This is a genomic window from Rhodovulum sp. FJ3, from assembly GCF_032918305.1.
Lineage (GTDB): Bacteria > Pseudomonadota > Alphaproteobacteria > Rhodobacterales > Rhodobacteraceae > SAT37.
The window spans coordinates 25,689-38,087 of record NZ_JAWJUU010000008.1; the positions used below are offsets into that span (position 1 = coordinate 25,689).

Below are 12,399 nucleotides of genomic sequence, written 5' to 3' on the forward strand. Positions count from 1 at the left end.
TCGATGTAAGGAGTTTGAAATAAAAAGGACCGCCGCGCGCCGTTCTGTGACGGGCGCGGCGGTCCGAATTAGTGCTTAGTCACACGCGGCGACGGCACCTGCGGGAACACCCTGACACAGGGCGTCTTTTTCGATCCAACCGGCGGTGACAACGTCACCAAGGTTGTCGCGGGTCACCGGAACGGGCGACAGGAACGAGGCGCTCATGTTGGTGCCGCCCGGGCTCATCCAGTTGACGGTGCCGCTGATGCTGGACATCTTGGCGCCACCGGCCAGTTCCACCGCGATTTCGCCTGCGGCCATGCCCAGATCACGCGCATCTTTCCAGACCGACACGGTTTGCGTGCCCAAGGCAACGCGGTTCAGCGCGGCGTGATCGCCATCCTGACCGGAGACCGGGATACCTTCCATGCCTTGCGCGGTCAGAGCGGCCACAACACCACCGGCGGTGCCGTCGTTCGAGGCCACAACCGCGTCGACGTTGTTGTCGTTAGCGGTCAGGATCTGTTCCATGTTGCGCTGGGCATTGGCGGGCAGCCAGCCATCGGTGTAGGCCTCGCCCACGATGGTGATGTCGCCGGCGTCGATCGCGGCTTGCAGTACCTCTTGCTGACCACCACGCAGGAAGTCTGCATTCGGGTCGGTGGGCGAGCCTTTGATCATGACGTAGTTGCCGCTAGGCTGGGCCTCAAGCACGGCGCGGGCCTGCATCCGGCCAACCTCGACGTTGTCAAAGGTCAGGTAATAGGCGCGGCTGTCTTCGATCAGGCGGTCATAGGCCACGACAGGAATGCCCTCGTCGCTGGCGGCGTCCATCGCCGGACCAACAGCCGAAGCATCTTGTGCCAGAATGATCAGGGCGTCAGCGCCACGGGCGATCAGGCTCTCGATATCGGACAGCTGTTTCGCGGACGAGCTCTGGGCGTCGGCCGAGATATATTCAGCGCCAGCAGCTTCCAGTGCGGCCTTGATCGCGGCCTCATCGGTCTTCCAGCGCTCTTCCTGAAAGTTCGACCAGCTTACGCCGACGATCAGGTCTTCTGCCCAAGCCGAACCGGCAAAGGCCGAAAGCATCGCGGCAACGGCCGCGGTGTGTTTAAGTTTTTGCATGTCTTCCTCCCATTATCGCATATTCAAATCGCGTGGATTCGAGCGAATGTTAGGACGCTAACATTTATAATTCGAGTTTCCAATTTAAAATTTCAATTTCCGTCAGGAAAATCGTCCTGCGACGGGAAGTATGGCGGGCTATACGGGGTAATTCATGTCCTGATGCGGTTTTTCGTTTGGGGTGTGAAATATATTTCTGCTACAGAGATGTTCTAGGGGAGGACAGGCCATGGTGACAGATCAGCGCGACGCGGGGCGGCGTTTGGTGTTTTCGGCAATCCGCAAGGCGGGGCGCATTGCCCGTGTGGATTTGGCGCGGATCACGAACATCAGTGCCGCGACAGTCACCTCCATCACCGCCGAACTGATCCGTGAAGGTCTGATTGAGGAAACCGGTCCCAACACCGAGGGCGACCTGCGCCGCGGACGCCCGCGCGTGGATCTCAAGGTGCGGGGCCCCGCCCGATACGTGGCGGGGATGAAGCTGGCCTATGATACTTTGACTGTGGCCGTTCTGGATTTTGAGGGCGAGTTGGTCTCCGAGAGCCACATGCGTCTCAGCCGTGTGCGCCACAGCGCCGAGGAACTCGGCCCGCTGTTCGCGCTGGCCCTTGATCAGGCGGCGGAACAGGGTGGGCTAAAACGATCCGATTTGGCGGGCGTTGGTCTTGGGGTGTCGGGCACGGTCGATGCGAACAACGGCGTCGTCTACTGGTCCCCCGGTTTGAAAGAGCGCAACGTCCCCCTGCGTGATATGCTGCAATCCCATCTGGGTGTGCCGGTGTTCGTCGACAACGACGCGAACCTTGTCGCCATGGCCGAGATGTTCTTTGGTCAAGGGCGCGGGGTCAGCGACTTCATCGTTCTGACCATCGAGAGCGGCGTCGGCATGGGCATTGTGATCAACGGCGAGCTTTACCGTGGGGCGCGTGGCTGTGGCGCGGAATTCGGCCACACCAAGGTGCAGCTCGACGGCGCGCTGTGTCGTTGTGGTCAGCGCGGATGCCTAGAGGCCTATGTCGCCGACTATGCCCTTCTGCGTGAGGCCGCAACGACAACGGATTTCAACGATCAGGCTACCGCGCAGGAAAAGCTTCAGTCGCTGGTTGAGGCCGCGCGCGGCGGTGATCAGACCGCCCAGATGATATTTGAGCGCGCGGGGCGCATGTTCGCCATGGGCTTGGCCAACATCGTCAACATTTTTGACCCGCAGTTGATCATCCTGTCGGGTGAGCGGATGCAGTTTGATTACCTCTATGCCGACGAGGTTCTGGACAGTATCCGGAAATCCATTGTTCAGATCGATGCCGATCCGCCCGAGGTGCGCATCCACAAATGGGGCGACCTGATGTGGGCGATGGGCGCGGCGGCCTATGCCATTGATGGGGTTGCCGAAATCGCAATGCAACAGATTGCCGGCCATGCGGCCTAGCGCGGTTTTTGCGACGTGGTTGGCAATGGCGGGTGCGGCGATGGGCGATCCGCTTTTCGTTAATCGTGCGCCCGACTTGGGCATCACTCACACCTACGACGGCGGGTGGGAGCACTTTGTCGGTGGCGGCGTTTCGGTGTTCGATTGCAACGGCGATGCACGACCCGAGATCGTTGCGGCGGGGGGTGAGAACCCGATGGCTCTGCTGCTTAATCGCGGTGAGGCCGGGGGCGATTTGAACTTTGTTCAATCCGCCGATTTCCCCGAAATCAACGGCGTCACCGGTGTCTATCCGGTCGATATCGACAACGACGATATCCTCGATCTGGCGGTGCTGCGCGTCGGGGAAAACCGGTTCCTGCGTGGGCAGGGGGATTGCACGTTTGTGCCTTTTTCGGGTCTTGGTTTGACGTCGGATGATCGGTGGAGCACGGCGTTTTCTGCAACGTGGGAGGCGGGCCAAGCCCTGCCGACACTGGCCGTCGGGAATTACGTTGACCGCAGTGATCCGAATGGCCCGTTCGAGGCCTGCGATGATAATACCCTCTATCGGCCTGATGGGGATCACTACCCTGCGCCGATGGTTCTGACTCCCGGATACTGTGCGCTGTCTATCCTGTTTTCCGACTGGAACCGGACCGGCCGCGCCGATTTGCGGGTCTCGAACGACCGCCACTATTACGTGCGTGGCGGGGCCGAGCAGATGTGGCGCATGGACGGCGAGCCCCGTCTTTTTACGGCGGATGAGGGCTGGGCCAAGCATGAACTGTGGGGCATGGGTATCGCCAGCCGCGACATCACCGGTGACGGCTTGCCCGAAGTGTTCCTCAGTTCCATGGGGGATCAGCGGTTGCAAATGCGCGATCTGACGCGTGACGGGCCCGCCTATGTCGATGCGCCGTTTTCGCTCGGCGTGACCGCGCATCGCCCCTATGCGGGCGGGGACGGGCGGCCCTCAACCGGCTGGCATATCGCATTCGGGGATGTGCAAAACGACGGGCGCGATGATGTGTTCATCGCCAAGGGCAATGTCGAAATGATGCCCGACAGTGCGATGGATGATCCCAATAACCTTTTGATTCAAAAAGACGACGGCACGTTTTCCGAATTCGGCGGCATGGCGGGGATCGGATCGATGGCGCGGGCGCGCGGGGCGGCGTTGGCCGATCTTAATGGCGACGGGGCGCTGGATCTGGTGGTGGTGAACCGTCGCGCGCCGATGGAGATTTATCAGAACATCACGCCGGACATGGGGCATTGGATTGCCGTCGATCTGCGCCAAGAGGCCGTCAATCGCCGTGCCGTTGGCGCGTGGATTGAGGTGACGGCGAACGGGCGCACCTATGCGCGTGAGATCACGATTGGCGGCGGTCATGGCGGCGACGTTGCGGGGCCCGCGCACTTTGGTCTGGGCGATGCGGGGCGCGTTGATCTGCGCGTGATCTGGCCGGACGGGGAGGTTCAGGACTGGACCGATGTCGCGGCGGATCGGGTGATTACGCTGCGCCGGTGATCAGCGGTCGATGGGCAGGTGGCTGGGCACGCTGTCAGGAATGCCGAGGCGACCTGTGAGGCTCTGCGGGTCCTCAAACGTTCCGAGAAAGGCGATGATGGCCGCGATATCAGCGTCGCTTAGGTCCATCGGCGGCAATGTGTTTGCGGCGGCAATCGTCGCCACCTCATCCGCATCCTGCAAAATCCGGTCGTCCGGTGCGACGTCAATAGTCGGCAGGGTTGCGGCGGAGATATCATAGGATTGGAGAGATTGAACGGCGTTCAGATGATGCCGGATCACGCTATCCAAATCGGGAAACGCGCCGCTGTGCCCATAGGGGGCGGTGCGCGTCACATTGCGCAGGGACGGTGTGCGAAACGCAAAGGCATCCGCCGGATCACCCGTCACCCGCAGGCGTCCGGTGTCGCGGGCGTGGCGTTCAAATCGGGCGCTTTTGCCCGGTCCGATCTGGGGCATAGCAATGGCGTGAAAATCGTGATCCGTCTGGAATTGTCCCGCGTGACAGGTGCCACATTGCGCGGGGCCATAGAACAAGTCCATGCCGGTCATCTCGATCGCGGTGAGGTTCTTTTCGCCCCGCAGGTATTGGTCAAAGCGGCTGTTGTCCGCGCGCCATTCAAACGCGATAAAGGCCGCCAAAGCGTTTGATATGTCGGCAAATGTGATCGGCGCATCTGTGCCCAGAACCGCATCGAACCGCACGCGATAGTCGGGGATACCTGCGACCCGCGCGGCGATGATGTCCCACGCGCCACCCGGTTGGGCCAACATCCCGCGCCGCACGGCGGTGGATACGTCGTTTTCCGAATAATGCCCGGCCATCTCATCAGGTGACAAAGCGGGGAACATGGTCTGTGCGGCAAGGGCGTTGTCAAACCCCACGACCATATCCGCGCCAAGGGGGGTGCGGATGCCGTTCGGGGCGTTTGGATCGTCCTCTAGCCGCCCGTCATGAAAGAACCGCGTGAATTCCGTCGCGCCCAGATTGAACAGGGCGGGGGAATGGCGGGGGATACGTTGTTCGGGTGGATTTTCAGGGTCTGAACGGCGTTCGGGCCCAAGGCCAATGCCGCCATCCCCAACGCCCAAAGACACCCCATCGGACGTCGCAAATTTTGGATGGTGGCAGGTGGCGCAGGACACGGTTTTGTTGCCCGACAGGATCGGATCGTAGAACAGGAGCTGTCCCAACGCCACCTCAACCGGATCGGTGGGGCGGAACGTGGCATCCGCACGGGGCAGGGGTGTCTCGGCAAGGGCCATCGCCCCCGCTACCGCCATCACGCCCCCAAACAGGATGCCACGCGCCCGCATGATCAGACGAACCGGTTGATGACGTTTTCCAGATATTCCTGCTTGCCCGATTTGGGTTCGGGGCGCAGGTCGGTCGTTTCGACCATCTGGGCGATCTGGTCCAGATCCATTTCACCGTTCAGCATTTTCGCGGCCGTTTCGCCCTGCCAGCCCGCATAGCGGTCGGTGACGAAATCGGCCATCGTGCCGTCCTCGATCATCTTGGCGGCGGCCTTGAACCCGCGCGCGCAGACGTCGATGGCGCCGGCATGGGCAAGGATCAGGTCCTCGGGATCAATCGACTGGCGGCGCAGTTTGGCGTCGAAGTTGGTGCCGCCCGTGCTGAACCCGCCGCCCTGCAGGATATAGTAATAGGCCAACGCGACCTCGGGCACGTTGTTGGGGAACTGATCCGTGTCCCAGCCCGATTGATAATCGTTGCGGTTCATGTCGATCGACCCGAATAGGCCCAGCGATTGCGCCATTGCGATTTCGTGCTCAAAGCTGTGACCGGCAAGGATCGCGTGCCCCTGTTCGAGGTTCAGCTTGATCTCGTTTTCCAGACCGTGGCGTTTCAGGAACCCATAGACCGTCGCGACGTCATAGTCGTACTGATGCTTGGTCGGTTCTTGGGGTTTCGGTTCGATCAGCAGCGCGCCTTTGAACCCGATCTTGTGCTTGTACTCGACCACCATGTTCATAAAGCGGCCAAGCTGTTGATCCTCATGCCGCAGGTCGGTGTTCAGCAGGGTCTCATACCCCTCACGACCGCCCCAGAGGACATAGTTTTCCCCGTTCAGGCGATGCGTCACATCCATACAGGTTTTGACCGTGGCCGCGCCAAAGGCGAACACATCGGGATCGGGGTTGCTGGCCGCGCCGCCCATATAGCGGCGGTGCGAAAACAGGTTGGCCGTCCCCCAGAGCAGTTTCGTGCCGGTCTCTTCCATCTTGTCCGCAAAGTAATCCGCGATCTCGTTCAGATTGCGGGTGTTCTCGGCAAAGCTCTGACCCTCGGGGCGGACGTCGGCGTCATGGAAACAGAAATAGGGCACGTTCAGAATGCGGAACATGTCAAAGGCGGCGTCGGCCTTGGCTTTGGCCAATTCCATGCTGTCGGCGGGGAACCACGGACGCTCAAACGTCTGGCCGCCGAACGGGTCGTTCCCGGGCCAGACAAAGTTGTGCCAATAACACACGGCAAGGCGCAGATGCTCGGCCATGGTTTTGCCCATCACGACCTCGGACGGATCATAGTGGCGATAGGCAAAGGTGTTTGTGCTGTTTGGGCCTTCGTAGGTGATGTCGGGGATGTTCTGGAAATAGCATTGGGTCATTTTAGGGCCTTAAGTGCAGGGTAAAGCGCGCGGAAACGGGCATAGGCATCGTCATATGCGCCGCGCAGGTCGGTGTTCGGGGTGATGGTGCGGGCCACTGGCGGGGGCGTCATGACGTCGGATGCCGAGGCGCCTTCGGCCCCCATCATCGCCAGTCGCGCCGCCCCAAGGGCCGCGCCGAAATCGCCCGCCTCGGGCAGGTCGATGGGCAGGTTCAAAACGGTGGCCAGCAGTTCGACCCAATAGGCCGATTGCGCGCCGCCTCCGATGGCCAGAACGTTTTTCAGATCTGTGCCGGTGCCCTCCAGCGCATGCAGGTTGTCGCGCAGGGCGAATGCGACGCCTTCCATCACGGCGCGGGTCAGATCGGCGCGGGTCGTGTCGACGCCGATGCCGGTGAACCCGCCACGAATGTGGCTGTCGTTGTGGGGGGTGCGTTCGCCCGACAGATAGGGCGCAAACCCGACCGCGCCGGGGGTGGTCAGGTCATCGCCCACCTCGGCCGCCAGATCACGCGCGCTCTGTCCTGTGATGCGGGTCAGCCAGTTCAAACTGTCCGTCGCCGACAGGATCACACCCATCTGGTACCACGTGTCCGGAATGGCGTGACAAAACGTGTGCACGGCGGTTTCCGGCGCGGGGGCAAAGCGGTCCTTGGCGGCCAGCAATACGCCCGACGTACCAAGGGAAACAAACCCCTGACCTTCGGACATGGCGCCGATCCCGCAGGCCGCGACGGCATTGTCGCCGCCCCCGCCCACGACGGTGACGGTGCCGGAAATGCCCCAGCGTTTGGCCAGTGCACGGCGTAATGTGCCGGCGGGCTCTGACCCCTCAACCAGATCGGGCATCTGATCGCGGCGCATTTGCCCAAGGCTCAGCAGCCGGTCGGACCAATCACGCTTTCCAACGTCCAGCCATGAGGTTCCGGCGGCATCTGACATGTCGGCAGCCACGGTTCCGGTCAGCCACAGGCGCAGATAGTCCTTGGGCAGCAGAACCTTGTCGACCTTGTCAAACAGGTCCGGTTCATTCTGTTTCAGCCACAGCAGTTTCGGCGCGGTGAACCCCGGGAACACGATGTTGCCGGACAGATCGCGCACCTCTTGGATCGCGTCCAGCGCGCGCGCCTCTTGATGGGCGCGGGTGTCATTCCACAGGATACAGGGGCGGAGCGGCTTTTGTGCGGCGTCGATCAGGGTCGCGCCATGCATATGTCCCGACAGGCCGATCCCGCGCAGGGCGGCCATCGCCTTGGGCGCCTCGGCGTGCAGCGCGTCCAGCACGGTCTCACAGGCAGAAACCCAGTCATCGGGGTTCTGTTCGCTCCACCCCGAATGGGGGTGATCAACATCATAGCGTGCTTCGTGCGCGGCAATTGTGGTGCCGTCTGAATCGACCAGACAGGCGCGCAAGCCTGATGTTCCCAGGTCAAGACCGAGAAACATGTGTCCTCCCTTAGTTTTGCGCTATCATCTGCCTTATTATTTTTTCTGTCAAATTTAAAATGCCTGTGATCTGGCTGATTTGGGGCGTTTCATCGGGTTTTCTGGCAAATCCCGCGCCAAAACTTTGGTATAAAATTCCTGAGGGTCGTTAAAATGTCGGGGCCCACACGTTTCCCGAGTGATGAATATATGGGCGTGATTCTGGTTGGGGTCGCCGATTTTCCTCTCTCGCACACAACCGCAACGGGGGGTCTTGCCACCGCTTTCCAATTGTCCAAACATGCGCAGAGGGGCTGAGGGGTAAGAATGACGACAATTTCGCCAAACCTGAAAATGAAGCTGCGTGATTTGCTAGAGCAGATCTATCCGGCGTTGGACCAAGATCATCTGGCGCATGAGGTGATCGCGGCCTTTTGGCCCGAGGACATGCATCCGCGCAAGCGCTCCCGCGTGCCGGGGAACAAGCTATGGTCGTCCAAAGACGTCATGGTCATCACCTACGGCAACAGTTTTGTCGATGGCACGCACAAGCCGCTGGACCTGCTGAACGACTTTTTGAAACGGTATCTCAAGAGCTATGTGAACTCTGTTCATATTCTGCCCTTCTTTCCGTTCACGTCCGACGATGGGTTCGCGGTGACGGATTATCGCGCCGTCAATTCGCACCTTGGGGATTGGGCGGATGTCGAACGCATCGCATCTGAATTCAAGCTGATGTCGGATCTGGTTCTGAACCACGTCTCCAGTCAGGGGAAATGGTTCAACGGATACCTGCAGGGGCATGAGCCCTATGATAAGTTCTTTTTCGAGGCCTCGCCGAACGACGACCTGTCCGAGGTCGTGCGCCCCCGTACCAGCCCCCTGTTGCGTGAAGTCGAAACCGCAAACGGCACCCGCCATGTGTGGTGCACGTTCAGCCATGATCAGGTGGACGTGGATTTCTCGAACCCTGAGGTTCTGCTTGAATTCATCCGCATCATGCGCCTGCACATCAATCACGGTGTGCGGATCATCCGCTTGGACGCCGTCGCCTTTATCTGGAAGGAACTCGGCACCAATTGCATCCACCTGCCGGAAACCCACGCAATTGTACAATTGATGCGAGTCCTGTGCGATTTCGCGGTGGAACCGATCATTTTGTTGACGGAAACGAACGTTCCCAACGTTGAAAACCTGTCCTACTTCGGTAACCGCAACGAGGCGCACGCGATCTATAACTTCTCGTTGCCGCCCTTGTTGCTGCACGCCTTGATGAGTGGCACCGCCGAGCATTTGCACCGCTGGCAGGCGACCATGCCGCCCGCGCAATTGGGCTGTGCCTATCTGAACTTTACGGCCAGCCACGATGGCATCGGTATGCGCCCCGCAGAGGGCATTTTGCCGCCCGAAGAAAAAGAGCAAGTGATCGAAAAGGTCCGCGACTTTGGCGGCCGTGTTTCGATGCGCGCCCTGCCTGATGGTGGCGAAGCGCCTTATGAGCTTAACATCACCTGGTTCGATGCGATGAAGGGCACGTTTGAGGGCGAGGACGAATTCCAGGTCGACCGCTTCTTGTGTTCACAGACGATTGCCATGGCGCTTGAAGGGATTCCGGCGATCTATGTGCATTCCCTTTTGGGCACGCCGAACGATCAACAGGGCGTGGAAAAGACGGGCGTCAACCGCGCCATCAACCGGCATCGGTGGGATTACGCGGCCTTGCGTGAACAGTTGGACGATCCGTCATCCGTCCACGCGCAGGTCTTGCGTCAGATGAAGCGCCGCATCGACGTGCGCTGTGCCCAAGAGGCTTTCCATCCGAACGGAACACAGTTCACGCTGCATCTTGATCCGCGGATTTTCGGGATTTGGCGGCAGAGCCTTAACCGCGACCAGTCGATTTTCGCCCTGCACAACGTCAGTAAAGATGAGCTGTCGATCAAGCCGATGTCGATCAATCTGATCGGCGGTGAGGACTGGATCGACCTGCTATCCGGAGAGCCGATCCACGCGAATGGCACCGATATTCCGATGCGGCCCTATCAATGCCGCTGGATCACCAACCGTCGGTAATAAAACGGCGCCGCGGTCATCATGGTCCGCGGCGCCGTTCGTTTCAGCTGTAGGTTTCGCAGTCCTGCGCGACCACCTGTACCATGTCATCCATCAATTGCGGGTCGGCGGCGAAAACGCGGCTCCACGTCGGGATGAACGGTGTTTCTTCGGGGTGGTCGAGGAAGACTTGACCGGCCACCATGATATTGGCCGAGAACAGTTCGATCATGTTTTCCTCGGCGTGGCGGTCGATCTGCAGACCGTTCATGCGCGCGTCGGCCTGATAATTGTCCAGCAAATCCAATGCGGTACGGTAATAGGTCGCCTTGAGTGTGCGGAAGATTTCCTCGGTAAAGACGGTGCCATCGGCGGCCAGTTTCCGGAACAGCGCCTTGGAGATGTCGACGGACATGCGCGACAGACCCTTGGTCGCGTCCTCTTTGGAGACCGGTTGGTGCTTGTGGTCGTAGTTGTCCGCGATCTCGACCTGACAGACCGATTTCGGGGCCAGATTGCGCCATGCCTCGGACAGAACGCCGATCTCTAGGCCCCAGTCCGACGGGATGCGCAGATCGGCCAGAGGGGCCACGCGCATCGCGAATTCGCCCGACAGCGGATAGCGGAACGCCCGCAGGAAATCGAGGTAATCGCGATCCCCAAGAACCTTTTTCAACGCGATCAACAGGGGGCTGACCAACAGGCGGCTGACCCGCCCGTTCAGTTTGCCGCCGCCGACACGGGGATAGAACCCTTTGGCCAGCTGATAGGGAAAGTTCGGATTGGCCAGCGGATAGACCAGTCGCGCCAGCATATCCGCCGAATAGGTGACGATATCGCAATCGTGCAGGGCCACGACCGAGCTATCCTTGCAGGCAAGCGTATAGCCCAGACAGAACCACACATTGCGCCCCTTGCCTGGTTCGCCGGGGTCAAGGTTCAGTTCGTCCAGACGGGCATGGATTTCTTTCATCCGCGGGCTGTCGTTCCAGATGACCACGTGTTCCTGCGGCAGGCGGGCAAAGAACTTTCGCGCATGGCGATATTGTTCTTCATCCGCGCGGTCCAGGCCGATGACGATCCGGTGCAGGTATTTCACCTTGGACAGTTCATCTAGAATGTTGGGCAGGGCGTCGCCTTCAAGCTCGGAAAACAGCGAGGGCAGGATCAATGTGATCTTGCGGGATTGGGAAATGCTCTCCAACTCGCGGGCCAGATCTTCGGCCGTGTTGGTGCGCAGATTGTGCAGGGTTGCGACGTTCCCGTTTTGATGAAAGTCAGCCAAGGTCTACTCCGTGGGCACTGTAGGTATTCAGCGCCGCCAGAACGGTGTCGTTCCAGCCCTCGGGGCCTGCGGCGGTGCTGCGAATAATGTGGCCGTCCTGTTCGCCTGGTAATTCGGGCAGGGGCGGTCGGTGTGGGTTGTGAATGACGATGCCCAAATCCGCGTGACATAGCATCTCGCGGTCATTGGGCGCATCGCCAAGGGCAATCGAATAGGTCGCGCCCAGTTTGTCCATCAGGCGGTCCATCTGGTCGGCCTTGGTCGCGCCAAAGGACAGGGTCAGGAACCGGCCGCCCTCGCGCGCATTGACGCCCTCGCGTTCGAGTTGGGCAATGAACGCGGTCTTCATGTTCTCGGTGCCCGACCACAGGCCGGGTTCGGAATACATCCGTTTCGCGGCCAACTCGGCCTTGTCCAGTGGCAGGCCGGTTTCGGTCTGAATGCCGGTGACGCCCCAATCGGTGAACCCCGAAAACCCGCTGCGGATATTGCGGGGCAGGCGGTTCAGAACCTGACGCAGACGGTGGTGTTCTTGGCGGTCCGTATCGGCGTCCTGACCGGGGGGCAGCAATCCGGCACCGTTTTCCACGATGGCAGGATAGGCATCTAACCCCATCGCAAGGCGCACACAGGAAATTTCGGCAGCAGTTTTCGAACTGGCCAGAATGACGGGGATACCCAATTCGGCCAAACGCTTCAGCGCGGGTTTTGCGGCATCAAACCCGTATGTTTCATGGTCCAAAAGCGTCCCGTCTAGGTCGCTGAACACCGCGATTTTCGCGTCACTTGGAATCGGTCGTATCTGCATCAACGGTAAAATTGCATGTCCGTATGACGGCTGCACCCCCAAGGAGGGCCGTTACCGATAAACGTGGGAATTGCTGCCGAAATGCGTGAATAATGTGCGTGATGGTTGAAAAATGTGCGAAAAATGAACGAAATCCGTG

Annotated in this window: 9 protein-coding genes; 3 read left to right on the top strand and 6 right to left on the bottom strand. The window is 60.2% G+C overall.

Annotated features, from left to right (window positions below):
- Positions 1–75: 75 nt before the first annotated feature.
- Complete coding sequence (gene xylF, locus R1W00_RS16630; RefSeq protein ID WP_317263895.1) at positions 76–1,110, bottom strand: D-xylose ABC transporter substrate-binding protein; 1,035 nt, start codon at positions 1,108–1,110, stop codon at positions 76–78.
- Positions 1,111–1,339: 229 nt separating this feature from the next.
- Here xylF and R1W00_RS16635 point away from each other — a divergent pair, with 229 nt between their 5' ends.
- Positions 1,340–2,542 (top strand): ROK family transcriptional regulator, encoded by a 1,203-nt coding sequence (locus tag R1W00_RS16635; RefSeq protein WP_317263896.1) that lies wholly within the window; start codon positions 1,340–1,342, stop codon positions 2,540–2,542.
- 40 nt (positions 2,543–2,582) lie between these two features.
- Positions 2,583–4,055 (top strand): CRTAC1 family protein, encoded by a 1,473-nt coding sequence (locus R1W00_RS16640; RefSeq protein ID WP_317263897.1) that lies wholly within the window; start codon positions 2,583–2,585, stop codon positions 4,053–4,055.
- On the opposite strand, the gene R1W00_RS16645 is transcribed toward R1W00_RS16640, so the two are convergent.
- The 3 genes from R1W00_RS16645 to xylB are packed head-to-tail and all read right to left on the bottom strand — an operon-like array spanning position 4,056 to position 8,136.
- The gene (locus R1W00_RS16645; protein WP_317263898.1) at positions 4,056–5,339 is read right to left on the bottom strand and encodes a cytochrome-c peroxidase; all 1,284 of its coding nucleotides are present in this window, start codon (positions 5,337–5,339) and stop codon (positions 4,056–4,058) included.
- Between the two features lie 35 nt (positions 5,340–5,374).
- Complete coding sequence (gene xylA, locus R1W00_RS16650) at positions 5,375–6,688, bottom strand: xylose isomerase (protein WP_317263899.1); 1,314 nt, start codon at positions 6,686–6,688, stop codon at positions 5,375–5,377.
- Positions 6,685–8,136, bottom strand: a complete 1,452-nt coding sequence (gene xylB, locus R1W00_RS16655; protein ID WP_317263900.1) for a xylulokinase — start codon at positions 8,134–8,136, stop codon at positions 6,685–6,687. Before xylB ends, xylA begins: the two co-directional genes overlap by 4 nt.
- 306 nt (positions 8,137–8,442) lie before the next feature.
- Between xylB and R1W00_RS16660 the strand changes: the two genes are divergently transcribed.
- Entirely contained in the window at positions 8,443–10,188 is a 1,746-nt protein-coding gene (locus tag R1W00_RS16660; protein WP_317263901.1) for a sugar phosphorylase, read from the top strand.
- Between the two features lie 43 nt (positions 10,189–10,231).
- Here R1W00_RS16660 and R1W00_RS16665 read toward each other — a convergent pair whose 3' ends face one another.
- Together R1W00_RS16665 and R1W00_RS16670 are read right to left on the bottom strand one after the other, a co-directional pair.
- Positions 10,232–11,452, bottom strand: a complete 1,221-nt coding sequence (locus tag R1W00_RS16665) for a glycosyl transferase (protein ID WP_317263902.1) — start codon at positions 11,450–11,452, stop codon at positions 10,232–10,234.
- Positions 11,445–12,221: an HAD-IIB family hydrolase gene (locus R1W00_RS16670; protein ID WP_317263903.1), complete on the bottom strand. Its 777-nt coding sequence runs from the start codon at positions 12,219–12,221 to the stop codon at positions 11,445–11,447. The genes R1W00_RS16665 and R1W00_RS16670 overlap by 8 nt, the downstream gene beginning before the upstream one ends.
- Positions 12,222–12,399: the final 178 nt, after the last annotated feature.